Source organism: Microbacterium sp. CR_7, from assembly GCF_041954755.1.
GTDB lineage: Bacteria > Actinomycetota > Actinomycetes > Actinomycetales > Microbacteriaceae > Microbacterium.
This window is the reverse complement of sequence record NZ_JAVAYF010000007.1, coordinates 80,308-104,773: the sequence shown is the minus strand read 5'-3', so window position 1 is coordinate 104,773 and position 24,466 is coordinate 80,308. Positions and strand designations below refer to the sequence as shown.

At 69.6% G+C, this 24,466-nt stretch carries 28 protein-coding genes; 12 read left to right on the top strand and 16 right to left on the bottom strand.

Annotated features, from left to right (window positions below; genetic code table 11):
* A complete protein-coding gene (locus RAC81_RS15360; protein ID WP_375083161.1) occupies positions 1–570 on the bottom strand; it encodes a TetR family transcriptional regulator in 570 nt (189 codons plus the stop codon).
* A gap of 53 nt (positions 571–623) precedes the next feature.
* On the opposite strand from RAC81_RS15360, the gene RAC81_RS15355 reads away from it, so the two are divergent.
* The 3 genes from RAC81_RS15355 to RAC81_RS15345 all read left to right on the top strand — a co-directional run bounded on the left by RAC81_RS15355 (position 624) and on the right by RAC81_RS15345 (position 2,510).
* The gene (locus RAC81_RS15355) at positions 624–1,208 is read left to right on the top strand and encodes a biotin transporter BioY (protein ID WP_375083160.1); all 585 of its coding nucleotides are present in this window, start codon (positions 624–626) and stop codon (positions 1,206–1,208) included.
* A 100-nt stretch (positions 1,209–1,308) separates the two neighbouring features.
* On the top strand, positions 1,309–1,920 hold the full coding sequence (locus tag RAC81_RS15350) for an energy-coupling factor ABC transporter ATP-binding protein (protein ID WP_375083159.1): 612 nt from the start codon (positions 1,309–1,311) through the stop codon (positions 1,918–1,920).
* Positions 1,917–2,510, top strand: coding sequence for an energy-coupling factor transporter transmembrane component T family protein (locus tag RAC81_RS15345; RefSeq protein WP_375083158.1), 594 nt, complete (start codon positions 1,917–1,919; stop codon positions 2,508–2,510). The genes RAC81_RS15350 and RAC81_RS15345 overlap by 4 nt, the downstream gene beginning before the upstream one ends.
* On the opposite strand, the gene RAC81_RS15340 is transcribed toward RAC81_RS15345, so the two are convergent.
* From RAC81_RS15340 to RAC81_RS15325, 4 genes are all read right to left on the bottom strand, one after another.
* Positions 2,457–3,773, bottom strand: a complete 1,317-nt coding sequence (locus RAC81_RS15340) for an acyltransferase (protein ID WP_375083157.1) — start codon at positions 3,771–3,773, stop codon at positions 2,457–2,459. The genes RAC81_RS15345 and RAC81_RS15340 overlap by 54 nt on opposite strands.
* 97 nt (positions 3,774–3,870) lie before the next feature.
* Positions 3,871–4,542 (bottom strand): response regulator, encoded by a 672-nt coding sequence (locus tag RAC81_RS15335; protein ID WP_375083156.1) that lies wholly within the window; start codon positions 4,540–4,542, stop codon positions 3,871–3,873.
* Positions 4,539–5,792 (bottom strand): sensor histidine kinase, encoded by a 1,254-nt coding sequence (locus tag RAC81_RS15330; RefSeq protein ID WP_375083155.1) that lies wholly within the window; start codon positions 5,790–5,792, stop codon positions 4,539–4,541. The genes RAC81_RS15335 and RAC81_RS15330 overlap by 4 nt, the downstream gene beginning before the upstream one ends.
* A gap of 5 nt (positions 5,793–5,797) precedes the next feature.
* Entirely contained in the window at positions 5,798–6,418 is a 621-nt protein-coding gene (locus tag RAC81_RS15325) for a DedA family protein (protein ID WP_375083154.1), read from the bottom strand.
* Between the two features lie 165 nt (positions 6,419–6,583).
* Between RAC81_RS15325 and RAC81_RS15320 the strand changes: the two genes are divergently transcribed.
* Both RAC81_RS15320 and RAC81_RS15315 read left to right on the top strand, forming a co-directional pair.
* Positions 6,584–8,182 (top strand): ABC-F family ATP-binding cassette domain-containing protein, encoded by a 1,599-nt coding sequence (locus RAC81_RS15320; protein WP_375083153.1) that lies wholly within the window; start codon positions 6,584–6,586, stop codon positions 8,180–8,182.
* 42 nt (positions 8,183–8,224) lie between these two features.
* Positions 8,225–8,806 carry a pyridoxamine 5'-phosphate oxidase family protein gene (locus RAC81_RS15315; protein WP_375083152.1) on the top strand — a complete coding sequence of 194 codons (582 nt, stop codon included), beginning with the start codon at positions 8,225–8,227 and terminating at the stop codon, positions 8,804–8,806.
* Positions 8,807–8,823: 17 nt separating this feature from the next.
* On the opposite strand, the gene RAC81_RS15310 is transcribed toward RAC81_RS15315, so the two are convergent.
* The 4 genes from RAC81_RS15310 to RAC81_RS15295 all read right to left on the bottom strand — a co-directional run bounded on the left by RAC81_RS15310 (position 8,824) and on the right by RAC81_RS15295 (position 10,835).
* Positions 8,824–9,642, bottom strand: coding sequence for an SURF1 family protein (locus tag RAC81_RS15310; protein WP_375083151.1), 819 nt, complete (start codon positions 9,640–9,642; stop codon positions 8,824–8,826).
* Positions 9,639–9,833, bottom strand: coding sequence for a hypothetical protein (locus RAC81_RS15305; RefSeq protein WP_341934258.1), 195 nt, complete (start codon positions 9,831–9,833; stop codon positions 9,639–9,641). The genes RAC81_RS15310 and RAC81_RS15305 overlap by 4 nt, the downstream gene beginning before the upstream one ends.
* Complete coding sequence (locus RAC81_RS15300; RefSeq protein WP_375083150.1) at positions 9,830–10,186, bottom strand: DUF3099 domain-containing protein; 357 nt, start codon at positions 10,184–10,186, stop codon at positions 9,830–9,832. The genes RAC81_RS15305 and RAC81_RS15300 overlap by 4 nt, the downstream gene beginning before the upstream one ends.
* Positions 10,187–10,262: 76 nt before the next feature.
* Positions 10,263–10,835: a DUF4190 domain-containing protein gene (locus tag RAC81_RS15295; RefSeq protein ID WP_375083149.1), complete on the bottom strand. Its 573-nt coding sequence runs from the start codon at positions 10,833–10,835 to the stop codon at positions 10,263–10,265.
* Positions 10,836–10,974: 139 nt separating this feature from the next.
* Between RAC81_RS15295 and RAC81_RS15290 the strand changes: the two genes are divergently transcribed.
* Positions 10,975–11,685: a beta-ketoacyl-ACP reductase gene (locus RAC81_RS15290; RefSeq protein ID WP_375083148.1), complete on the top strand. Its 711-nt coding sequence runs from the start codon at positions 10,975–10,977 to the stop codon at positions 11,683–11,685.
* Positions 11,686–11,697: 12 nt separating this feature from the next.
* Here RAC81_RS15290 and RAC81_RS15285 read toward each other — a convergent pair whose 3' ends face one another.
* The 3 genes from RAC81_RS15285 to RAC81_RS15275 are packed head-to-tail and all read right to left on the bottom strand — an operon-like array spanning position 11,698 to position 14,359.
* Positions 11,698–12,396 (bottom strand): alpha/beta fold hydrolase, encoded by a 699-nt coding sequence (locus RAC81_RS15285; RefSeq protein WP_375083147.1) that lies wholly within the window; start codon positions 12,394–12,396, stop codon positions 11,698–11,700.
* A 32-nt stretch (positions 12,397–12,428) separates the two neighbouring features.
* Positions 12,429–13,064: a phosphoserine phosphatase SerB gene (gene serB / locus RAC81_RS15280; RefSeq protein ID WP_375083146.1), complete on the bottom strand. Its 636-nt coding sequence runs from the start codon at positions 13,062–13,064 to the stop codon at positions 12,429–12,431.
* Positions 13,065–13,117: 53 nt separating this feature from the next.
* Complete coding sequence (locus RAC81_RS15275; protein ID WP_375083145.1) at positions 13,118–14,359, bottom strand: glucose-1-phosphate adenylyltransferase; 1,242 nt, start codon at positions 14,357–14,359, stop codon at positions 13,118–13,120.
* Positions 14,360–14,428: 69 nt separating this feature from the next.
* Here RAC81_RS15275 and glgA point away from each other — a divergent pair, with 69 nt between their 5' ends.
* The 3 genes from glgA to RAC81_RS15260 all read left to right on the top strand — a co-directional run bounded on the left by glgA (position 14,429) and on the right by RAC81_RS15260 (position 16,787).
* A complete protein-coding gene (gene glgA, locus RAC81_RS15270; RefSeq protein ID WP_375083144.1) occupies positions 14,429–15,613 on the top strand; it encodes a glycogen synthase in 1,185 nt (394 codons plus the stop codon).
* 18 nt (positions 15,614–15,631) lie between these two features.
* On the top strand, positions 15,632–16,417 hold the full coding sequence (locus tag RAC81_RS15265; protein ID WP_251588051.1) for an ABC transporter ATP-binding protein: 786 nt from the start codon (positions 15,632–15,634) through the stop codon (positions 16,415–16,417).
* A gap of 112 nt (positions 16,418–16,529) precedes the next feature.
* Entirely contained in the window at positions 16,530–16,787 is a 258-nt protein-coding gene (locus RAC81_RS15260) for a type B 50S ribosomal protein L31 (RefSeq protein ID WP_096715489.1), read from the top strand.
* Between the two features lie 86 nt (positions 16,788–16,873).
* Here the strand turns inward: RAC81_RS15260 and RAC81_RS15255 are convergent, their stop codons facing one another.
* Genes RAC81_RS15255 through RAC81_RS15245 form a run of 3 tightly spaced genes read right to left on the bottom strand, consistent with a single transcriptional unit; the run spans position 16,874 to position 20,467 of the window.
* On the bottom strand, positions 16,874–17,155 hold the full coding sequence (locus RAC81_RS15255; protein WP_341934265.1) for a hypothetical protein: 282 nt from the start codon (positions 17,153–17,155) through the stop codon (positions 16,874–16,876).
* Between the two features lie 53 nt (positions 17,156–17,208).
* Positions 17,209–18,462: an alpha/beta fold hydrolase gene (locus tag RAC81_RS15250; protein ID WP_375083143.1), complete on the bottom strand. Its 1,254-nt coding sequence runs from the start codon at positions 18,460–18,462 to the stop codon at positions 17,209–17,211.
* Position 18,463: 1 nt separating this feature from the next.
* Positions 18,464–20,467 carry a DUF262 domain-containing protein gene (locus tag RAC81_RS15245; protein ID WP_375083142.1) on the bottom strand — a complete coding sequence of 668 codons (2,004 nt, stop codon included), beginning with the start codon at positions 20,465–20,467 and terminating at the stop codon, positions 18,464–18,466.
* 176 nt (positions 20,468–20,643) lie between these two features.
* Here RAC81_RS15245 and RAC81_RS15240 point away from each other — a divergent pair, with 176 nt between their 5' ends.
* Both RAC81_RS15240 and RAC81_RS15235 read left to right on the top strand, forming a co-directional pair.
* Positions 20,644–21,417, top strand: coding sequence for a hypothetical protein (locus tag RAC81_RS15240; protein ID WP_096715745.1), 774 nt, complete (start codon positions 20,644–20,646; stop codon positions 21,415–21,417).
* A 187-nt stretch (positions 21,418–21,604) separates the two neighbouring features.
* Entirely contained in the window at positions 21,605–22,108 is a 504-nt protein-coding gene (locus RAC81_RS15235) for a DUF3145 domain-containing protein (RefSeq protein ID WP_251588046.1), read from the top strand.
* A 141-nt stretch (positions 22,109–22,249) separates the two neighbouring features.
* Here RAC81_RS15235 and RAC81_RS15230 read toward each other — a convergent pair whose 3' ends face one another.
* Positions 22,250–23,653, bottom strand: a complete 1,404-nt coding sequence (locus RAC81_RS15230) for a PLP-dependent aminotransferase family protein (protein WP_375083141.1) — start codon at positions 23,651–23,653, stop codon at positions 22,250–22,252.
* Positions 23,654–23,748: 95 nt separating this feature from the next.
* Here RAC81_RS15230 and RAC81_RS15225 point away from each other — a divergent pair, with 95 nt between their 5' ends.
* A complete protein-coding gene (locus RAC81_RS15225; protein WP_375083140.1) occupies positions 23,749–24,405 on the top strand; it encodes a YitT family protein in 657 nt (218 codons plus the stop codon).
* Positions 24,406–24,466: the final 61 nt, after the last annotated feature.

The window sequence follows — 24,466 nt, the reverse complement described above, 5'->3', positions numbered from 1 at the left end:
TCAGGACACGGATCGGGAACGCGCGGAGCCGGCGAGGGCCGCGATCCCCAGGTCGAAGACACGGTCGAGACCCGCGGTCGCGTCGTCGCCCGCGGTCGGCGACGCCGCCCCGTAGCTGTCGGCGTGCATGCGCTGCTGGACGAGGGTCGCGTGGCCCAGGATGAAGTGCATCAGTGCGACGGCGCGGGTCGGGGGATCGTCGGCATCCGCTCGTCTCAGCGCGTCTTCGAGAGCGGACTGCGCGTGCGATGACCCGAGTCCGAGTGCCGAAGTGCTGAGCACCAGTTCGGCGCCGTCGCGATAGGTGAACAGTGCGTCACGGATGCGGCGGGCGAGGGCGAGCACCTCGCCGTCGGCAGCGCGGAGGGAGGCCGTGATCCGATCGCTGAGCTCGGCGAGCAGCTCCTGCTTGCTCGAGAAGTGCCAGTAGAGCGCGCTGGGCTGCACGTCGAGGCGGGCGGCGATCCGCCGCATCGAGAGATCGGCCAGACCGACCTCGTCGAGCAGGGCCAGAGCGACGTCGGCGACGCTGTCGCGGTCGTGTCGAGCCGAGTTGTGCTCCGGGGTCATGGCCTCAGTATAGTGAACACCGTTCAGGTGAACACCGTTCAGGAGGAGATTCCGTGACCCCGCACCGCACCGAGATCGGCCGCGATCTCGCCCGCATCGCCGTCTTCGCCGCACTGATCGTGGTGCTCGGCTCCGTCACGATCCCGATCCCCGGGGGCGTGCCGATCACGGCGCAGACCCTCGGCGTGATGCTCGCCGGCGCCGTGCTCGGCCCTCGGCGTGCACCACTCGCGGTCGTGCTCGTCCTCGTTCTCGCCGCTGTGGGGCTCCCGGTCCTCGCCGGCGGTCGCGGCGGACTCGGGGTGTTCGTCGGACCGACGGCCGGATATCTGATCGGCTGGGTCTTCGGGGCCGTCGTGATCGGCCTCATCGTCCACGCGGGTCGGATCACGTGGTGGCGCACGGCGCTGGGTGTCGTGGTCGGCGGGATCGCCGTCGTCTACGCCTTCGGCATCCCGGTCCAGGCTTTCGTGCTCGGTATCGATCTCGCCCCCACGGCGCTCTCGAGCCTCGCCTTCCTGCCCGGCGACCTGCTCAAAGCGGCTGCCGCCACCGCGCTCGTGGTGGCTCTGCGCCGCGCGTATCCGCCGGCGTTCGGAGCACGGTCGGCGACAACCGCTCCTGCCCGTGCGGTCTGAAGCTGCCGTCGCCGCGGACACGGTCGATGGGGCTGCCGTCGACCGCGTCCGGGTGGACGGGGTCTCCGTGGACCGTGAGGGGCGGACGATCCTGTGTGACGTGACGCTGGACCTCTCCGCTCGGCGGACGGCGGTGATCGGCGCGAACGGCTCGGGGAAGTCGACGTTCGCACGCCTGTTGAACGGACTGGTCGCGCCGACCAGCGGCAGGGTCCTCGTTCACGGACTCGACGTGCAGCGGGACCTCAGAGCCGTGCGCCGCGAGGTCGGATTCGTCTTCACCGATCCGCAGGCGCAGATCCTCATGCCGACTCCCGCGGAGGATCTCTCGTTGTCCCTGCGCGATCTCCCTCGTTCCGAGGCGCGGGACCGTATCGCGGCGATCCTCGATGAGCACGGTCTCGCCGGTCATGCCGACGCCCCGGTGTCGACGCTCTCGGGAGGCCAACGACAGCTGCTCGCCCTGGCCTCCGTACTCGCCACCGGGCCATCGCTGATCGTGGCGGACGAGCCGACCACCCTGCTCGACCTCCGCAACGCGCGGCGCATCGGCGACCTCCTGCTCGCTCAGGACGCCCGGGTGATCATCGTCACGCACGACCTCGACCTCGCGGCGCGGTGCGACCACGCGGTGCTGTTCGACGACGGGGGCGTCGCGGCATCCGGCGAGCCCGGCGCCGTGATCGACGACTACCGCCGGAGCTGCGCGTGATCCAGCTCTATCGCCCGGGCACCAGCATCCTGCACCGGCTGCCGGCCGGACCGAAGCTCGTGGGGCTCGCGGTCGTCGCTATCGCCGTCTCGGCGTTCGCGCATGACGTGTGGGCGTCGTCGGGTGTGCTCGCGGGTGTGTGCTCCCTCTACGCACTGGCCCGGATGCCGGGGCGAGTCCTCGCAGCGGAGGCCTGGCGTCTCCGGTGGCTGGTGCTCGTGCTCGGAGCGTTCCTCTGGGTCTTCGTGTCGCCGATCGCCGCCTGGGTGAGCACGACCCGTGTCGTCGCCCTCATCCTCCTCGCGGGCCTGCTCACCCTCACCACCCGGATGGGCGACCTGCTCGCGACTCTGCGCCGCGCCCTCCGGCCGCTCGGGCGCTGGGGCGTCGACGTGGACGCGGTCGCGATGACGATCTCCCTCGTGATCACGCTGATCCCCGTCGTCGCGAATTTCGCGGGCGAGCTGCGTGATGCGCAGCGGGCGCGGAACGTGCGGGTCGGCATCCGCGGCATCGTCCCGTTGCTGGTGCGCACGCTACGCCACGCGGACGACGTCGGCGACGCCCTCGCGGCGCGCGGGCTCGTCTGAGCGGCGAGCGAGCCGCAGCGCGGCGGCGAACGCGAGCACGGCGACGGCGGCTGTCAGGACCGAGGTGCCGGTGACCAGCAGCAGCACGACCGCGCCGATGCCGACGACGACGGCCCACCGCAGCCGTCGATGCGACGTCGTCGCGACCGGTGCTGCACGGTTCTCGAATCGCCCGAGCAGCACGGCGACGAACGCGGTGGCGACGAGCGCGGTCGCGAGCCACAGCGGACGCTCGGTCCACCAGGTCGGGCTGCCGGGTTCCGAGGGCATGACTCCCGTCGTCAGAGCCACGAGGGCCGTCAGCCCCGCCATCGTCAACAGGACGGGCATGTGCCAGAGATAGATCGTCATGGTGCGGCGGTTGACGAACGCCGAGAACGCGGCGGGGGTCCGACGACGGCTGACACGGGCGATGCGCTCCCGCAGCAGCGAGACGGCGCTGAGGTGCACGACGCCCACGAGGAGCAGTGCGCCGGTCGGCGGATTGATGTTCGCGACGAGATCGGGGGAGTAGACGCCCGAGACGAAGGTCACGATCAGCGCGATGAGCGCGGCACCGCCGGCGGCAGCGACCGTGCGGCGGCGCAGACGACCGATCGTGCCGTCGGCGAGGAAGAACCCCAGCTGCTGGAGCGTCAGCCACACGAACGCGAGGTTGAGGAAGCCGATGCCGTCGATCCCGGTCATGGCGCGCGCGACGTCGACGGCGATCGACGCCAGCACGAGCACCGCGAGCGTCGACACCGGCGCCCGGCGATGCGCTGCGGCCAGAGCGGGCAGCAGAGCCTGGCACAGCAGGAACACGCCGAGGAACCACAGCGGCTGTCCGAACCGGAAGCCGGCGGTGGCGACGATGTCGTCCGAGACGCTGCTCAGGCTCAGTACGGCGAGCAGGGCGCCGACCACCCCGACCGTGAGAGCCGCCGGACGCAGCAGCCGGTGCACACGGCCCGCCACGAACGATGCCGCGGTTCCTCCCCTCTCCGCGGCGCGGCGGTAGGCGAGATACCCGGCGAACCCGCCGATGACGAAGAACACCGGCATCACCTGCAGGGCCCAGCTGATCGGAACGATCCACCATGCACCCTCGCTCGCGTTCGCGAAGACGGGTCCGGATTCGGTCACGGTGACGCCGACCATGACGCCGTGGAGCACGACGACACCGAGCACGCAGAGGGCGCGGAGCAGGTCTATCCCGGTGTCCCGTCCTCGCGGCTCCGACGCGGGCGGAGCGGTGAGACGGGGTACCTCGACGATGGCCATGAGTCCTCCTCGGATCAGCTGTCCGAGGAGCGTATGAAGCCGGTGAGACCGCCCGCATCACCCCGGAGGGTCGTTCCACCCCCTACCGGAGTGGGAGTCAGGAGGCGGGTTCGACGAGACCCGTGTCGTAGGCGAGGATCACGGCGTGCACGCGATCGCGCAGTCCCAGCTTCGACAGCACCTTGCCGACGTGGGTCTTCACCGTCTGCTCGGCGATGAACAGGTCGGAGGCGATCTCGGAGTTCGACCGGCCCCTGCCGATGAGCACGAGGACCTCGCGCTCGCGTTCGGTGAGCTCCGCGAGGACTGTGGATGCGCGCGGCGTGCGCGGACGGCGCCCGGCGAACTGCTCGATCATGCGACGGGTCACGCTCGGAGCCAGCAGTGCATCGCCGGCCGCGACCACCCGGACCGCGTGCACGAGCTCCTCGGGCAGGGCGTCCTTGAGCAGGAACCCGCTCGCTCCCGCCTCCAGCGCGTCGTACACGTAGTCGTCGATGTCGAAGGTCGTCAGCATCAGGATGCGGGGCACGTGCGCGGCGGGGTAGCTCGGCCCGAGGATGCGGCGGGTCGCCTCGATGCCGTCGACCTCCGGCATCCGCACGTCCATGAGGATCACGTCCGGGTCGAGCCGGGCCGCCATCGTCACGGCCTCCGCGCCCGTCGCGGCCTGCCCTGCGACACGGATCCCCTCGTGCGCATCCAGCAGGGCGGCGAAGCCCGCGCGGACCATCGCCTGGTCGTCGGCGATCAGGACGGATACGGTCACGAGGTCTCCTCGGGGTCAGTGGCAGAAGGATGCCGGGGCACGGCGGTCGAGAAGGGCAGGGATGCCGTGACCTCCCAGCCTCCATCTGCGGTCGGGGAGGCGATGAAGGTCCCGCCCAGCAGCTCGACGCGCTCCCGCATGCCGCGCAGGCCGTGACCCGAACCTCGGGAATCCGTGACCTCCTCGGGCGGCGAGTTGCGGACCCGGATGCTGATGGCGGCCGCGTCCGCCTGGAGGCGCACCGTCACCGCCGCCCCGTGCGCGTGGCGGACGGCATTGCTCAGAGCCTCCTGGGTGATCCGATACGCCGCGATCTGCACCGCCTGCGGTGCATCGGCGACGGAGCCCGTGATCTCGAGGCCGACGGCCACGCCGGCGCGGCGTATCGTGTCGACGAGAGCCGGGATGTCGTCGATGCGCTGCTGAGGCGCGAGCTCGACGGTCTGGTCCTCGGTGCGCAGCACTCCCAGCATCCGCCGCATCTCCGTCAGCGACGAGCGCGCGGTGGCCGCGATGCTCTCGAACTCCGCGACCGCCGCCTCGTCGAGCTCGGGCAGACGATAGCGCGCGGTCGACGCCTGCACCTGGATCACTGACATGCTGTGGGCGATCACGTCGTGCAGCTCGCGCGCGATGCGCGTGCGCTCCTCGACGAGGGCTCGCCGCGACTCCTCGAGGGCCGAGTGCTCGCGCTCCCTGGTGAGCTCCGCCGCGACGCGCAGCCGGCCGGCGACGAGGGCGGAGATGAGATAGGCGGCGGTGGCGAGGGATGCCGTGACGATGAGGTTCGCGGTGATGTTGGCCGCCACGGAAGAGCTCGCGACCACGTCGGACCGCAGCATCGGGGCGGTGAGCGAGGCGAGCGCGCCGATCACGAGCGGGAACGCGCCGAGTCGCGCGCCGTGGCGGAACGTGACCACGCCGACGGTGAGCACGAATGCGAGGAGCGTCGGGACCGACCAGGGCCACGGCGCTTCGGTCGCGAGCTCCGCCGGCACGAGCAGCGGCAGGATGAACGACGCCGCCGTGGACACGACGATCGCCCACCGCGGCCGGGTGATGGCGAGCAGCGGTGCGCCGCAGACAGCGGCGGCCAGGATGAAGGACAGTGGCAGGGAAGTGCCGTAGAGGACGGCCGCGAGCGGCACGAGCGTCGCGTACAGGGTGATCGACGCGGCGCAGAGCAGCGACAGGAGCACCACGCTGCGGGAGACACGCGGGCGCTCCGTGCGCTGCCGATCCCGTGCCATGACAGTCATCCTGCCAGGTGCGCGACCGGCACGCGCCGACGACGGGCGGCCGTGACCCGGTCGATCACGAGACCGAGGGCGAGGGCGGTCACGATTCCGATGCCCGCGCTCGCCAACGGCTGGTCCTTCACCCAGCTGCCCGCGATGAGACCGATGACGAGACTGAGTGCGCTCCAGCTCACGCCGGCGATCAGACTCAGCGGCAGGAAGCGCCGCCACGCGAAACCGAGCGCACCGGCCGACATGTTCACGGCCACGCGACCCACCGGGATGTACCGCGCGCCGAGGATCAGCGAAGCGCTGCGCCGATCGAGCGCCCTCTCGGCGTGGGCGAAGGCGGCGGCCACTCGAGGCCGCCGCATCCACGCCCACCGCGTCGTCCCCATCGAGCGACCGATCGCGAACGCGATGTTGTCGCCGATCGCGGCGCCGATCGCCGCGATGAGACCGAGTGGCACCAGCATCCACCACTCTCCGGTTGATGCCGCGACCGCAGCCGCGGCGACCAGCACCGTCTCGCTCGGCACGGGTGGGAAGAACCCGTCGATCACGGTGACGGCGAACAGCACGACGTACAGCCAGGGAGAGGCCACGGTCTGCAGGATGAGCTCGTTGATGACGTCCACCCGAGAAGGTTAGGAAGCCGAGCGGGGCGCGGTCATCACTCCGCGGTATCGTCCGCATCACCCCGGAGAGTGAGATCGCGACGCGGCGGCTGCTCCCAGCGCGGCGACCTATACTGGGAGGCTGGCCGATCGGCCGCCTTCCCCTCTGACGAACGGACATCCGCTGTGCTCGCCGTGCACGACCTCGAGATCCGCGTGGGCGCACGTCTCCTCATGGAGAACGTGTCGTTCCGCGTCAGCGACGGCGACAAGATCGGACTCGTCGGCCGCAACGGAGCCGGCAAGACGACGCTCACCAAGGTGCTGGCCGGAGACGTGCTGCCGTCGGGCGGGAACGTGACGCGCGCGGGCGAACTGGGCTACCTGCCGCAGGACCCGCGCTCCGGCGACCCGGAGATGCTCGCGCGCACCCGCATCCTCGACGCCCGCGGGCTCGGCAGTCTCGCGCTCGGCATGGCGGAGGCGACGGTCGCGATGGGATCGGACGACCCCGCCGTGGCCGACAAGGCCATGAAGCGCTATGCGCGGCTGACCGAGCAGTTCGAGGGCCAGGGCGGATACGCCGCCGAGGCCGAAGCGGCATCGATCGCCAACAACCTCTCGCTGCCCGACCGCATCCTCGACCAGCCGCTGAAGACCCTCTCCGGTGGTCAGCGTCGTCGCATCGAGCTGGCTCGCATCCTCTTCTCGGATGCCGAGACCATGATCCTCGACGAGCCGACCAACCACCTCGACGCCGACAGCGTCGTCTGGCTGCGCGAGTTCCTGAAGAACTACAAGGGCGGACTGATCGTCATCAGCCACGACGTCGAGCTCGTCGGCGAGACCGTCAATCGGGTGTTCTACCTCGATGCGAACCGCCAGGTCATCGACGCGTACAACATGAACTGGAAGAACTACCTCCGTCAGCGCGCCGCCGACGAGGAGCGCCGCAAGAAGGAGCGCGCCAACGCGGAGAAGAAGGCGACGACCCTGCAGCAGCAGGCCGCGCGGTTCGGCGCGAAGGCGTCGAAGGCCGCTGCCGCGCACCAGATGATCGCGCGCGCAGAGAAGCTTCTCGCGGGACTCGACGACGTGCGGCAGGAGGACCGCGTCGCGAAGCTGCGCTTCCCGAAGCCGGCGCCCTGCGGCAAGACGCCGCTCATGGCCTCCGGACTGTCGAAGTCGTACGGCTCGCTCGAGATCTTCACCGACGTCGACCTCGCGATCGACCGCGGCTCGAAGGTCGTCGTGCTCGGCCTCAACGGTGCCGGCAAGACCACGCTGCTGCGCATGCTCGCCGGCGTCGACCAGCCCGACACGGGCCAGCTCGAGCCGGGTCACGGCCTCAAGGTCGGCTACTACGCGCAGGAGCACGAGAACCTCGACGTGAACCGGTCGGTTCTCGAGAACATGGTCTCGGCGGCGCCGCACATCACCGAGACCGAGGCGCGAAAGGTGCTCGGCTCGTTCCTCTTCACCGGCGACGACGTGCTCAAGCCCGCCGGCGTTCTCTCGGGTGGCGAGAAGACACGACTCTCGCTCGCGACGCTCGTCGTGTCGTCTGCGAACCTGCTGCTGCTGGACGAGCCGACGAACAACCTCGACCCCGCGTCTCGCGAGGAGATCCTCGGGGCGCTGGCGCACTACGAGGGCGCGGTGGTGCTCGTCTCCCACGACCCTGGTGCCGTGCAGTCGCTCAACCCCGAGCGGGTGCTCATCCTGCCCGACGGCGTCGAGGACATCTGGAACCAGGAGTACCAGGAGCTCATCGAGCTGGCCTGATCTGCCCGACGGTCGTATGTCCGGGTGTCTTAGGCTCGAGACGTGACCCACGACGACTCGACTCTCGACACGGCCCTCAACGACGGGTTACGCGGCAGGCACGCCCTCACCGGCGATGCGCCCGCGTGGGATCTCGACGCGCTGCCGGAGGACCCGGCGGTGCTCTTCGCCGAGTGGCTGGCGGCGGCGGATGCCGCGGCGGTTCCCGAGCCGCACACCGCGACGCTCGCCACGGTGGATGCCGAGGGGATGCCCGATGCGCGCACCCTCATCCTCAAGCGCGTCGACGAGCGCGGATGGGCGATCGCGAGCACGCGGTCGTCGCGGAAGGGAGCGCAGCTCGACGCCGCTCCGGCCGCGGCGCTGAGCTTCTGGTGGCAGCCGCAGGTGCGCGCCGTGCGGGTGCGGGGTCGCGTCGAGGAAGCGACGGCGCAGGAGAGCGCCGCCGATCTCGCCGCCCGGTCACCGGCCGCGCGGGCACTCGTCGACGAGGGGGATTGGGTGCTCTGGCGTATCGTCCCCGAGCGCATCGAATTCTGGCAGGGATCACGAGACCGTCGTCACACCCGCGCGGTGTACGAGCCGGACGGGTCCGGCTGGTCGCACACCGTCACCGTCGACTGAACGGAGGTATCGACCGCTCAGGCGTTCGCGTCGAGGAGCTCGTCCTCGATGTCGGCGTCCGCATCGCGGCGACGGGACTTCTTCTCGGGTGTCGGTTTCCCCTCGACCTCTTCGCGGTGCTTCACGATCTCGGTGCGGATGATGTAGCCGATGAAGATGAAGCCCATGAGGGCGAACAGGATCCACTGGATCGCGTACGAGAGATGGGGACCGGGATCGTCGGTGGGGGACTCGAACCCGCCGAGCGTTCCTCGGCCCGCAGGATCCTCGCTCACGATCTGGCCGTAGGCGGTCGTGATCACGTCGCCGCCGCCCACGATGTCCGCGATGGAGGGGACGTGGATGGTGGGCACCTGGCCCTCGGGAGCCCCGCGGCCGGATGCCGGCAACTGCTCGCTCGGCCGCAGACGCACCACGACCTCGACCTGGCCCTCGGGTGGCGCCGGGACCGCGTCGGGCGAGTCGCCCTCGCCCGGCGGCACCCACCCCCGGTCGACGATGAACACGCGGCCGTCGACATCGCGGAACGGGACGAGCACCTCGTAGGCGCTCGTGCCGCCATGAGGCCGGTTGCGAGCCAGGAGCTGCTCATCGGCCAGGTACTCTCCGCGGAGGATCACCGGATGCCACTCGTCACCGCGGTCGAGCTCGCCGTCGGTGCCGATGAGGTCGGCCAGCGGGACGGGTTCGGCGTCGTAGTTCTTCTCGACGAGTGCGATCTGCTCAGCGCGGGACTCGTTCCTGTCGAACTGCCAGTTCGACAGGAACGCGCAGGCGATCGCGAACCCGATCGCGATCAGCACGTACACGGTCCATCGCAGCATCCGCGCGCTCATGAGGGCACTCCGTCTCGCACGGTCACAGGGAAGTCGCGGGCGGCGAGATAGTCGCGCAGGAATTCCACGTGCTCGGCGCACGCCAGCCAGATCTTCTCGCGATCGGCGGCGTGGATGCGCGGATTGCGCCACACCACCTGAGCGACCGCCGCGTCCCGGCAGCCGGCACGCGAGCACTGCAGTTCGCTCACGCGTCGCCCTTGCGGCTCTCGTGGATCGTGATCACGAACGGGTCCGAACCGGCCTCCTCGACCACGGTCGGCGGGGGAGCCGGTGCCTCCAGCTCCTGCACGGGCGACTCCGCCGTGGTCTCGGTGCTGTCGCTGCCGGCGTTGGCGAACACGACCGCGATGTACGGGAGTACCGCTGCCGCGAGCGCGAAGACCCAGGTGTACCAGCCGTACGGCTGCACGAACATCATCAGCGCGAAGCAGACGATGCGGATGGTCATCGTGATCGCGTAGCGGCGCACGCGGTGGTCCGCCTCGACCTGCGGCGCTTGCGGCAGGGAGGTGACAGCGGGGACCAGTCGCTTGTTCTTCACGATGAGTCCAGCCTACGCCGCTACGGGGCCGAGGGCTCACTTCACAGGCCACCCTCCGGCCCCGCTACGCGGTCGCTCAGGACGAGAAGATGAACGGGATCGTGAACGCCCCGAGGAACAGGAAGCTGATGATGGTCGTGACGATACCGACCGCCAGGACGGCGACCATGACGTACCCCATGATGAGGCCGGCGAACGCCATGCCGCGACCGCCGACGGACGGGTCGGCCTTCGTCTGACGGAGCGCCATGTGACCGGTGATGACGGCGACGATCGAGGCGATCAGCGGGACGACGGCCCAGAACAGCACGACGCCGGCGATGCCGCAGATGAGCGACGTGATCGCGAGGCCGCTCGTCGGACGCGACGCCGGGTAGATCGACGCCGGATACGCGGCTGCGTACGGCTGCTGCTGCGGCGGAGCGCCGTAGGGCTGGACAGCGCCCACCGTCGGAACGGCGCCAGGGTACGCCTGCGCCGGAGGAGGAGTCGCCGACGGATACGACGGGGCCTGGGAGTACGGGGGAGCCGGCGGATACGAGGGCGCTGCGCCGTAGGGCTGCGGCGGTTGGTAGGAGTGCACCGGCGGAGCCGCCGGGGGCGGCGGGGGAGTCGGCTGTACGCCGGAGGGGTTGTCGTCGTCGCTCACGGGCATGCCTTTCGTCGGGTTCAGCGTTCCAGTCGCACCGAGGTTCTGTCAAACATGCGGACATGCCCGACGAGGAGCGGCGGATAGGATCGATGACGACCCGGCCGTCGACCCTGCGCGGCCAGATCTGGAGTGGGAAATGAGCACTGACCGCGTCGTCCTCGTCACCGGCGGAAACCGCGGCATCGGCCGCGCCATCGCCGAGAGGTTCGTCCGTGACGGCTATCGCGTCGCCGTCACCGCCCGCAGCGGCGAGGGCCCGGCGGGCACGCTCACCGTGCGCGCGGACGTGACGGATGCCGCGGCCCTCGACGCCGCGTTCACCGAGGTCGAGCAGCAGCTCGGCCCGGTCGAGATCGTCGTGGCGAACGCCGGGATCACGAAGGACACCCTCCTGCTGCGCATGAGCGAGGACGACTTCGACAGCGTCGTCGCCACCAACCTCGGCGGTACCTTCCGCGTGGTCAAGCGTGCGTCGAAGGGCATGCTGCGCGCGCGATTCGGTCGCGTCATCCTGATCTCCAGCGTGGTCGGACTGCTCGGCTCGGCCGGGCAGGTCAATTACTCGGCGTCGAAGAGCGCGCTGGTCGGGTTCGCGCGTTCCCTCACCCGCGAGCTCGGCGCGCGCGGGATCACCGCGAATGTCGTGGCCCCCGGTTTCATCGAGACCGACATGACCGCGGAACTGCCCGAGGACACGCAGAAGCAGTACAAGGCGAGCATTCCGGCCGGGCGCTTCGCGACGCCCGACGAGGTGGCCGGCGTCGTCACCTGGCTCGCCGGCGACGACGCGGGATACATCTCCGGCGCCGTCATCCCGGTCGACGGCGGACTCGGGATGGGTCACTGACGCCGCGGGGCATCACCGGTTGCGCGTGACCGCCGCGTCGATGAGTTCCGCGAGCCGGCTCGGCACGGAGAACTGCGGCCAGTGGCCCGAGCCGATCTTCACGACCTCGACGTCGGTGATCGCTCGGAACTCCTCGGCGTACGGACCCCAGTTCTCCAGCTGCGCCTCCAGCGACGCCTGATCGAGGCCGCCCATCAGCAGCGTCGCCGGCACGCGGTGCCGACCGCCCGCCAGGACGATGTCGTCCGTCGGCGCCCGCGCGGGGACGCTCTTCGTCAGCGGAGCGGTGCGGGCTCGCGTCTCGTCGTCGAGGTCCGCCACGTCGTCGGCGTCGAAGCTGTCCCACCCGGGGAAGGGCACGACCCCGTCGACGACCTCGAACTCGCTGATGCCGAAACCCGACGGCGGCGGAACGGTGTCGACGAAGATCACGCGCGACACGGCATCCGGCCGAGCGTCTGCGACACCCCACGCGACGTTTCCTCCGCCGCTGTGCCCGACCACCACGACGGGTCCGGCGACGTCGTCGACGGCGGCGACGCCCGCGGCGACCCAGTCGGCGATGCCGATGTCGGCGGATTCGGATGCCGCGGCTCCGACCCCCGGCATGGTGAGCGCGTGCACACGGTGCCCGGCGCGTTCGAGCTCGGCGGTCACGTCGTTCCAGCTGGAGGCGTCGAGCCACAGCCCGGGGATGAGGATGATGTCCATGGCCCGACGATAGACCGGGCCTCCGACATCCGCTACGGCAGCAGCGGGATGACCTCGGAGAGGTCCTGCGGCCCGATCACGAGGCTCGCCGCGGCTCTCACTGCGGGCTTCGCGTTGAAGGCGAGACCGAGCCCGGCGACGCCCATCATCAGCAGGTCGTTCGCGCCGTCGCCGATCGCGATCGTGGCGTGACGGGGGACGCCGAGCTCGTCGGCCCACTCCTGCAGCGAGGAGGCCTTGGCTGCGGCATCCACGATCTCACCGTCCACGACACCCGCAAGGGCGTCGTCGGCCACGGCGAGGCGGTTCGCCCGCCAGCGGTCGACACCCAGCTGCGGGGCGATGTGGTCGAGGATCTCGTGGAATCCACCCGACACGACGCCGACGACGCCGCCGCGCTCATGTACGGCCGCTGTCAGCTCGTGCACGCCCGGCGTCGGCTCGACCCGCGCACGCACCCGCTCGAGTCGTGCCAGAGGGACGCCCTCGAGCGCCGCGACCCGGGAGCGCAGACTTGCTGCGAAGTCGACCTCGCCGCGCATCGCGGCCTCGGTCGCAGCCTGCACCTCGGCACGTCGCCCCGCCTCGTCGGCGATCAGCTCGATCACCTCGTTGCGGATGAGAGTGGAATCGGCATCGAGGACGACGAGGAAGCGCGCGGCGGTCACCCGACGAGCCTACCGAGCGCGGCAGCGCGCTCCGCACCGAGCGTCGCCCGGCGTCACCGATCGATGAAGACGCCCTTCCCCACCACGGTGATGCCGGAGTCGGTGACCGTGAAGCCGCGGGCGAGGTCGCGTTCGCGGTCCACGCCCACCGTCGCGCCGTCGGCGAGGACGACGTTCTTGTCGAGGATCGCGCGATGCACCCGGGAGCCCGCGCCCACCTGCACGTGGTCGAAGACCACCGAGTCGGTGATCGTCGATCCGCCGCCGGCGAGGGTCCACGGCCCGACGACGCTGCGCTCCAGGTGCGTGCCGGACAGGACGGATCCGAGCGACACGATCGAGTCGATCGCATTGCCGATGCGCCCCACCGAGTCGCGCACGAACTTCGCGGGCGGGGAGTTCACCGCCTGCGAGTGGATCGGCCACTCCATGTTGTACAGGTTGAAGATCGGCAGCGTCGCGATGAGGTCGCGGTGCGCGTCGAAGAAGGAGTCGATCGTCCCCACGTCGCGCCAGTACGAGCGGTCGCGCGGCGACGAGCCCGGCACGTCGTTCTGCTTCATGTCGTAGTAGCCGGCCTCGCCCCGGTCGACGAAGTAGGGGACGATGTCGCCGCCCATGTCGTGCCCGGAGGTGGGGGACTCGCCGTCCGCCTCGACGGCGGCGATCAGCGCGTCGGCGTCGAAGATGTAGTTGCCCATCGACGCCAGCACCTCGTGAGGCGAGTCCTCGAGACCGGTCGCGTCGGTCGGCTTCTCGAGGAACTGCTTGATGCGCCCGGTCTCGGTGTCGGCGTCGATCACGCCGAACTGCGACGCCATCGCGAGCGGCTGGCGGATACCGGCCACGGTCGCCTTCGCGCCGGACTCGATGTGCGCATCGAGCATCTGCCGGAAGTCCATCCGGTAGACGTGGTCGGCGCCGATCACGACGACGATGTCGGGCTTCTCGTCGTTGAGGAGGTTCATGCTCTGCAGGATCGCGTCGGCCGATCCAGAGAACCAGCGCTTGCCGAGACGCTGCTGCGCGGGCACCGAGGCGACGTAGGAGTCGAGGAGAGCCGACATGCGCCAGGTCTGCGAGATGTGTCGATCGAGGCTGTGCGACTTGTACTGCGTCAGCACCACGATCTGCCGCAGCCCCGAGTTGATGAGATTGGAGATCGCGAAGTCGATCAGGCGGTACTGTCCGCCGAAGGGGACGGCGGGTTTCGCGCGATCGGCCGTGAGCGGCATGAGTCGCTTGCCTTCGCCGCCGGCGAGGATGATCCCGAAGACCTTCTTTGGTGCTGACATGCACCCACCATAGATGCCGCGCGCCTCGCGGAACTAGCATCTGGACAAGTGAGTCACTAGCGTCTAGGCATGCGCGTCGAAATGATCACGAAGGAATACCCGCCGGAGATCTACGGAGGTGCCGGCGTGCACGTCGCGGAGCTCGTGACGGCACTGCGGCGCGACGTCGACGTGCGTGTGCGCGCGTTCGGCGGGGAGCGCGACGAGCCGGGGACCTTCGCCTACCGGACCCCGTCGGGCCTGTCTTCGGCGAACCCGGCCCTGCAGACGCTCGGCACCGACCTCGAGATCGTCGCCGCCATCTCCGACGCCGACGTCGTGCACAGCCACACCTGGTACGCGAACTTCGCCGGACACCTCGCGTCGCAGCTGCACGGCATCCCGCACGTGCTCACTGCGCACAGTCTCGAGCCGCTGCGCCCCTGGAAGGCGGAGCAGCTCGGGGGCGGCTATGCGGTGTCGAGCGGCATCGAGAAGCTCGCCTACGAGAACGCCGCCGCCGTCATCGCGGTCAGCGCGGGAATGCGCGCCGACATCCTGCGCAGCTACCCGGCTGTCGACCCCACCCGTGTGCGGGTGATCCACAACGGCATCGACGTCGACAAGTGGCACCCCGTGCAGAACGACGCGTTCCTGCAGTCCATCGGGATGGATCCGAGCCGTCCTTCGGTCGTCTTCGTCGGACGCATCACCCGCCAGAAGGGTCTGCCGTACCTGCTGCGCGCAGCCGCGATGCTCCCGCCCGAGGTCCAGTTGATCCTGTGCGCCGGCGCGCCGGACACCCCGGAGATCATGGCCGAGGTGCAGGAGGGCGTGCGTCTGCTCCAGCAGACGCGCGAGGGCGTGGTGTGGATCGAGCGGATGCTGCCGCGCGAGGAGCTCTCGGCCATTCTGACCGCCGCGACGACCTTCGTCTGCCCCTCCGTGTACGAGCCCCTCGGCATCGTCAACCTCGAGGCCATGGCGTGCGGCGCGGCCGTCGTCGGCACCGCGACCGGCGGCATCCCCGAGGTCGTCGCCGACCGGGTGACGGGGCGACTCGTCCCGATCGACCAGGTGCAGGACGGCACGGGCACGCCCGTCGACCCCGACCGCTTCGTCTCCGACCTGGCCGCGGTGCTCACGGAGGTCGCGACGGATCCGGCGCGCGCACGCGAGTACGGCGACGCCGGGCGGGAGCGCGCACGCAGCGACTTCAGCTGGGCCGCGATCGCCGACACCACGCGCGCGCTCTACGCGGAGCTGACCGCCTGAGCCGATAGGCTGGAGGGCATGTCGAGCGCTCTGGAATTCACCGACGTCGTCGTGCGCCGCGAGGGGCGCAACATCATCGATCACGTGACCTGGCAGGTCGCCGACGATCAGCGGTGGGTGATCCTGGGACCCAACGGCGCGGGCAAGACCACGCTGCTGCAGCTGGCCGACACGCTCATGCACCCTACCTCGGGGACCGTCACCGTGCTGGGGGAGACCCTCGGTCGCACGGACGTGTTCGAGGTGCGTCCGCGCATCGGCTTCGCGTCGTCGGCGATGGCGAAGCGCGTGCCGCGCGACGAGACCGTGCTGAACACCGTCCTCACGGCCGCGTACTCGGTGCTCGGCCGCTGGAACGAGAGCTATGAGGACATCGACGAGCGCCGCGCCCTGCGCGTGCTCGGGGACTGGCGGCTCGATCACCTCGCCGACCGCACGTTCGGAACCCTCAGCGACGGAGAGCAGAAGCGCGTCCAGATCGCGCGCGCCGTCATGACCGACCCCGAGCTGCTGCTGCTCGACGAGCCGACCGCCTCGCTCGACCTCGGCTCCCGCGAGGAGCTGCTCGCGCTTCTCAGCGGGTACGCCTCGTCGCCCACCACGCCGGCGATGCTCATGGTCACCCACCACGTCGAGGAGATCCCCGTCGGGTTCACGCACGTGCTGCTGATCCGCGACGGCTCGGTCGTGGCAGCGGGGCCGATCGCCGAGACGCTGACCGCTGAGGCGCTCGGCGAGACCTTCGGCATGCCGATCACGCTGAGCAGTGAAGACGGGCGCTACGCGGCCCGCGCGGCATCCTGATCGCCGGGTTACTCACTGCGCTCAACTCCTGTTAGAATCGATCCTTGGTGCGTTCGGCACCGCAGACTTCCCTCGTCCCTGGCACAATCCAGGGCAGTAGCTAAGGAATCCCATGAAGACTGACATTCACCCCGAGTACAAGGCCGTCGTTTTCCGCGACCTCGGATCGGGCGAGACCTTCCTCACCCGTTCGACCGTGACCAGCGACAAGACCGTCGAGCTGGACGGCGTGGAGTACCCGGTGATCGACGTCGAGATCTCCTCGGCCTCGCACCCGTTCTACACGGGCAAGCAGCGCATCATGGACTCGGCCGGTCGCGTCGAGAAGTTCAACCAGCGCTTCAAGGGCTTCGGCGGCTCGTCCAAGTAACGACATCGCCACGACGAAGGCCCCGGTTCCTCGGAACCGGGGCCTTCGTCGTGTTCGGGGCGAGCGCCGAATCGGCAGTCGCCCCGTCAGAGATCGAGCGTGATGCGATCGCCGCGGATGCCGTCGGGCGGATCGCCCGCCACGGGAGCCGGTGCCGTGCGCTTCGTCTGACGATCCCTCTCGACGCCGGCGTCGTGCGCGGACGGCATCCAGACGGCGTCGAAGGAACCGCCGAGCCCTCCGCCCGGGCCCTCGTACTTCCGCTCGAGAGGCATCCGCGAGTAGACGGCCACGATCACGACGACGATCGCGATCACGACCAGCAGCACGATCGCGATCGTCAGAAGCATCCCTACCGTCTCGGCCATGGAACCAGGCTAGGCGACCCCGCCGTCAGCAGCATCCGCCCACGGGATGATCCTCAGCGGATGCGCCGACCGTGGGCGAGATCGATCAAGTGCGTGAGCACCGGACCGGAGCGCAGGCCGTTGTGCTCGTGCTCGCTCGTCACCCAGAGCTCGACGCCCGGAAGCAGCCGACCCGTCTCCAGCGAGAACTCCAGGGGCACGTACACGTCGTTCGCGTAGACGGCGGCGGCACCCGTGGCTGCTGAGGTCTCGATCGCCACACGGTCGTAGAGGCGCGGCCACTCGAACTCGGCGAGCTCCAGCGCCACCTCGCGCCACGGCTGGAACGCCGGGACGGTCTCCGTCCACTCGCGGCGGATGTGCTCGCCGGTGAAGAGGGTGACGTCGTCGCGGAAGTCGTCCGGCTCGGTGCGCTCCGCCGACCACCGCGTCGCGTGCCCGTCGGCGTAGCTCGACTCGTGGAAGACGAAGTAGAGCGGGTTGCGGCCTCCGTACGGCATCGCGTTCATGAGGTCGTAGCGGAAGGCGTTGGACCGGTGATCGCGTTCGAGCAGCGACCAGAGCGTCTGCCACCCCTCGTTCATGCCGAGTGCCGACCCGACCGACCGCAGCCGCGAACGCGACACGACCTCGCCATCGGGAAGGACGATGTCTCCCGCGTCGGCATGATCGACCAGGCGACGCATGCGGTCACGGTGCTCGGGGAACCGCCGGTAGTAGCGCTCCGAGGCGTCGCGCATCTTGTCGTAGCAGAGCGCGTAGACGTCGTCGGGGTGGCGTCCGACCGCGCTGAGCCCGCCGGTGATGAACACGTCGGCGAGCGAGCTCGCATCGGTCGAGAGGTAGGCGAGCGTCGTGAACCCGCCGAACGACTGCCCGAGCACACTCCAGGTGATGGCGCCCAGGTGCTCGCGCATCGCCTCGCAGTCGCGGACGATCGAATCGGCGCGGAGGTGGGTGAGGTACTCCGCGACGGCGGAGGCGCCGCGGCTCAGATCGTCGTCGCCGACGGGCGTCGACAGTCCTGTTCCGCGCTGATCCAGCATCACGACGCGGTAGTGGGCGAGCGCCTCGTCGAGCCAGGCGGGCGCGGTCGACGAGTGGAACGGGCGCGGAGCCTCGTGCCCCGGTCCGCCCTGGAGGTAGACGAGATAGGGGAGCGAATCCCCTCCGTCCCTGGTCACCACGCGCGCGAAGATGTCGATCGTGCGGGTGTCGGTCGGATCGCCCCACACGAGCGGGACGGTGAGCGTGTGCTCCTCGATCGCGAGGTCGAGCAGGCGGTGGATGGTGGTCGTGCCGGTCATGTCACATCACGTTCCCGATGTAGGAGTACTTCACGAAGACCTCCGAGGCGATGCCCGCCTCCTGGAGCACGCCCTGGACGGCGCTCATCATGTAATTCGAGTCCCAGCCCATGTAGAGGTGGTGGGTGTCGTCGAGCTGGTCCCACTGACCCTTCCATGCGGTCTGATCGTAGATCGGTCCGCCGTGAGCCGCGCAGTACGCGACCGCGGCATCGCGCGTGTCGGTCCAGGCCCGACGGAAGACCCGGTTGAAGAGGTGCTTGACGTCGTACACCTCCCAGCGCTCGCCTCGGTACTCGACGTACTCGAACTCGCGCTCCCACCCGGCGGGCCAGCCGCGTCGGCGCACAGCGTCGAGGATCGGGGTCAGGCCGTCGTCGTCGATCTCGGGCAGGGCGGGGCGCGCCCAGATACGGAGCAGATCGGCCGTCAGCCGGACCGTGCGCTGCGAGATGGCCGCCGTCCCCCAGGTCTCGGTCGCCTGCAGCGCGGCCGTCTCGGGCACAGCGCTCCTCGCGTACGCCGAGGCGCGCTTCACGGGGTAGGACTCGCCGAAGAACCGCTCGGACAGCGACTGCTCCAGCAGGGTGAGGTTGCCGAGCGTCGGAGCGAGTGCCCGGTGCGCGTTCCGCTCGTCGTCGGAGTAGTCGATCCACTCGCGTGCGCCGTCGCCCGACCAGCTGTCGCTCGGAACGGTAGGGACGATGTGCTCGACGTCGAAGTCGGAGGTGTCGTCGACGCCTTCGAGTCGCCCGAGCACGTACGCGGGGTGGGGGAGCTCGCTGTACTTCAGGACCGCGCTCACCCGCTCGTCCGATGGCGTGATGCGCGCGAAGGCCCGCTCCAGCGCGTCCGGGCCGGAGAGGCGGGCACGGCAGAGTCGGGCGACCAGGCGCTCGTTCGGCAGGTTCACGAGGGTGCGCCGCAGGTACATCGCCTGGATCCGCTCCAGGGTGAGGATGAGCTCGTCGCGCGGGATCAGACCTCGCGCGTGGTCGCTGTAGGCGCTCAGCACGAGCGGGTACGCCGCGCGCCCGAACGTGTTGACGAAACCGAGCTGCCGCGCGATCTCGGGATCGCTCTCGAGAGAGGGGTCGAGCAGGATGCCGTAGATCTCGGCGTAGTGGCGCCACACCTCGGCATCCGCCTGCAGGTGCTCCACGTCGACGCGCGGGAAGGAGTGCCGGAACGCGCTGTAGACCCCGTGCTCCCCGTTCGCCGCGACCTCCCGCCCGGTCGTCATGACGAGGTAGTGGCGCCAGAAGGCGCCGATCGTCTCGCCCGTGTGCCGCTCGATGGGGAGCCAGAAACGCTCCTCGACGTCGAGCTGCTCCGAGTGGGTGAGTCCCATCAGGATGTAGTTGTGGATGAGCTCGTGGTCGCGGAGCGGCTCACCCGTCGAGTTCAGGCTCTCGAAGATCTGCTGCGCGTTCGCGCCCGAGCCCAGTGTGATCGACACATGCTCGAGCCGCCGCAGGCCGCGCCAGATCGCCGCCGCCTCGTCGGCGTGGACCTGGCTGCGGAAGAATGCGTAGTTGTCGTCGAACCTCGACTCGCGCTCGGTGCTGTCGCCGCGCTCCAGCACGACCGACTCGTACAGGTCGGCCCAGGCGTCGTGCGGCCGCAGCTTCGTACGGTCGGCATCGTCGGGCCGCACGAGCACACGGGAGAGCTCCGTTGCGAGCGAGGGGTCGGTGTCGCGCACCGCGTGCTGCAGGGCGGCGACGAGCAGCATCAGAGTGGTGATGCGCTGCTGCCCGTCGATCAGGACGAGGTCGGTGTCGGCATCCGAGTCGTCCGCGGCCGAGAGGATCGAGCCGATGAAGTGCCGGTGCGAGTCGTCCTCGGCGGCGACCGCGCGGACGTCGGCGAGGAGCTGCTCGCAGCCGCCGATGTCCCATCGGTACTGCCTCTGGTACACCGGCACGACGATCGTGGTGGAGTCCGCTGCGAGCCATTCGATCGTGTTGACAGCTGTCGCCTCGACGTTGGTCGCAGTGCTCATGCTGATGTCTCGCCCTCCCATGACGCCGGTCGCCGTGGAGTCGCCAGGCGCCCGATTCAGTCTATTCGCTTATTCACGGCGGCCCTCGGCTGGCGCTCCGCGACCCGCTGTTAGGCTTGCCTTATCAGGGCCTGTTAAAACGTGCTGGCCCCCGATGAAAGGACATGACTCAGATCATGGGATACATCAAGTCCAAGGCGCTCGAAGACAAGGGCTTCGTCGTTCTCGACAGCTACAACCAGGAGCTCGACCCCAAGGAGTGGCTCGACATCGAGTACAACGACTGGAAGTCGTCCGGCGACACCCGCTTCGCACCGCTCGCGAGCGCCAAGGGTGAGATCGAGTGCAACGGCTTCTGGAACCACAAGCCGCCGCGCACCGACAAGGACGGCGTCTGGATCGACTCGCAGACCGCCAAGGCGCCGAACCTGACCCGTCGCGCTCAGGAGCCCGGTGCCAACGTCGGCCGCTGCCGCGTCATCGAGCTGCAGCCCACGCCGTACGGCGAGTGCCTCTACAACCTCCACCAGGACGACAACAACCGTCTGAACCCCGACGGCACCGGCTGGGTCGTGCGCGGATTCTTCAACCTCACCGACGACAAGGACAGCTTCTTCGTCCTGCGTGAGAACCGCACCGACCCGAGCATCGAGTACCGCATCGCTCTGCCGGCCGGCGCTCAGCTGATCGTCGACACGCAGCGCCTGTGGCACGCCGCCACGCACGTCGGCACCGAGCCGCGCTACTGCCTCATCACGTCGTGGACCTCTGGCCCCGAGCTCGACGCGTACATCGAGAAGTACCACGGCACGCAGGACGTCCCGAACGTCGAGGTGCCGCAGGACGTGCTCGAGGCCGGCTACGCCGAGCAGGCTCGCCGCGACGCCGCCCGCGCCGCCTACTATGCGGCCAAGGGCCAGCAGGTCAAGCAGGCCATGAGCGAGGCGTGATCCTCGTCTGAACGGGCCCCGAACGGGTCGGAAGGCCCCGGTCGTGAGACCGGGGCCTTCGTCGTGCGAATGACACGCTTGTGATTTCCTCGTCTCTGGGCGAGAATGGGCGCATAACCGCATAGAACCGCCGCTCTCTCGGTGGTCAGGTCGTTGGGGAAGACGCACCTGATGAAACGGAGAGATCATGGCGACGACGTACGCACGCGGAGTGGTGTTCATCCACTCCGCTCCTCGCGCGCTCTGCCCGCACCTCGAATGGGCGGTGGGACGCGCTATCGGTCGTGCGGTGAACTTCGACTGGTCGGATCAGCCTGTGCTCGACGGCGCACGTCGTGCCGAGTTCTACTGGGACGGACCGGTCGGCACCGGTGCTGCCCTCGCGACCGCGATCCGCGGTTGGGAGCACCTGCGCTTCGAGGTCACGGAGGATCCGACGCCCCGCAGCGACGGCGGACGCTGGCTGCACACCCCGGACCTCGGCATCCACTACGCCCAGACGGATGCCGCGGGCAACATCGTCATCGGGGAGGACCGCATCCGCTACGCGATGGAGATCGCCGCGGGGAGCGCCTCGGAACTGCAGCGCGAGCTCGACATCGCGCTCGGTTCGGCGTGGGACGAGGAGCTCGAGCCCTTCCGTCACGCCAGCGACGACGCACGCGTCGTCTGGCTGCACAAGGTCGGCTAGGCAGAGTCGGTCAGGCGCAGAGACGTGGAGCGGGGAGGCGCGAGTATTGGATGCCGGTGATCTCTCCCGGACGCTGAGAAGGCGTATCCTGCTCCGGATGACGAGGACCCCGCCCCACCAGGGACGGGGTCCTCGTCTGCGTCAGATCACCGCGGAATGCGGGACGTCAGCCGCGCGCGGCGTGTGGCCGGCGTAGACGTCGTTCCAGGCCGCACGGAGTCGCTCCATCGCGAGCGCCGTGCGTTCCGGCGGGAGCGTGATGGGGATCCGCAGCCGCCGCTCCAACACGCCGCCCATGGCGAATCGCGGTCCCGGCGGCACGACGAGTCCGCGGGCGCGTGCCGCCAGCGACAGGGCTGTCGAGACGGGCGCGCCGAGATCGAGCCAGGCGGAGAGGCCGCCCGGTGTGGGAGGCATGTCGACGCCGTCCAGGTCGGCGACACCTCGGGCCACGGCACTGCGTCCGTCGCGCAGGCGGGAGCGGATGTGCGCGGTCAGGGCGGGCATGTCCTGCAACAGTTCGAACGCGATGCACTGTTCGAGGAGAGCTGTGCCCAGTTCGAACGAGGGCCGCACGGCGAGCAGACGCGTCACGAGGGAGCGCTCCGCGCGGATCCATCCGATTCGCAGGCCTCCCCACGCGATCTTCGACATCGATCCGACCGTGATGACCTCGGGGCTGAAGGCCGCCAGAGGTGTCGGAGTCCATTCCCGGTCGATGTCGAGCTCCGCCGTCGTCTCGTCGACGATGACGTGCGTGCCGACGTTGCGCGCGGTCGTCGCGATCCGAGCGCGGGCGGACTCGGGCAGTGTCGCCGCGGTCGGGTTGTGGAAGTCGGGGATGAGGTACGCGATGTGCGGGCGGCCCTGCAGGAGTGTGTCGGTGACGTGACGCTCGTCCCAGCCGTCGTGATCGACCGGTGTGGGGAGCATCCGATAGCCGTGGCGATGGATGGCTTCCAGGGCGTGCGGGAAGGTCGGCTGCTCGACGAGTGCGCGGTCGCCGCGGCGGTTCAGGGTCGCGAGGACGAGGTTCAGCGCGTTCAGGGCGCCGGAGGTGATGATGATCTGCTCGGTGGTGGTCGGCACACCGCGGGCGGAGAAGCGCTGCGCTACGGCATCCCGCAGCTCGGGCAGCCCCTGCAGCGAGTACCCGCTGGTCCCGCGCAGGGTCGCCAGGCGGGGGAGAGAGCGGACCGTGGCGTCGTACAGCCCCGGTGTCGAGTCCATCGACGCGATCGACAGATCGATCATCGTCTCGTCGTCGACGGTCGGGATCACGGTGTCGGAATGGGGAAGCGCCGCTCGGGTGCCGCCGCCGTGCACGCGTGAGACGAAGCCGTCGGCCTCGAGGAGGCCGTAGACGCGCGTGGTCGTCGAACGCGACCGACGCAGCTCGATCGCGAGTGCTCGTTCGCTGGGCAGTCGTTCGCCGACGGTGATGCGCCCGTCGAGGATGAGGGCGCGGATGCGATCGGCGAGCTCGACGGCGGTGGCACCGGCGACGTGGCGCGCGCCGAGCTGTTCGACGAGGCGGGAGGTCATGTCCCCATGATGCCCGAAAGTGGCCTGGTTTCTGCATGCCACTTTTGGAGGAGTGGACTCGCCTTCGCTGCGCGCGGTGCCGTCACGATGGAGGGATGCAGCTTCGTTCCGTGTTCCTCCCGATCGCCGCGACCAGCCGTCGCGACCTCGTCGAGCGTCTCGTCCAGCTCCTCGTCGGCCTGTTCCTCTATGGCGTGGCGCTGGGTCTGATGGTGCGCGGTGGCATCGGTGTCGCACCGTGGGACGTGCTCGCCCTCGGAGTGTCGGAGCAGTTCGGCCTGGGATACGGGGTGGTGACCGTCCTCGTCTCGGTCGTCGTGCTACTGCTGTGGATCCCGCTACGCCAGCGCGTGGGCATCGGCACCGTGCTGAACGCCCTGCTCATCGGACCGGCGGCCGATCTCACGCTCGCGGTGCTGCCCGCGCCCACGACGGTCTGGATCGGTGCCCCGATGTTCGTGGCGGGGCTCGTGCTGCTCGCCTTCGCGACCGGCCTGTACATCGCCGCCGACTTCGGCCCCGGCCCGCGCGACGGGCTCATGACGGGGCTCGTCCGCCGCACCGGATGGCGCGTGTGGATCGTGCGAACCCTCATCGAAGGAAGCGTGCTGCTGATCGGCTTTCTTCTCGGGGGTCCCGTCGGCGTAGGGACGGTGCTGTTCGCCTTCGGCATCGGCCCGCTCGTAGGCCTGTTCCTGCCCTGGGCGACGCGCCTGCGCGAGGCCCGCTCCCGACAGCTCGCCACGCTCTAGAGAAGACCACACGGAAAAAGCGCCGTGCTGCAGAGCAGCACGGCGCTTTCGCGTGGTCCGA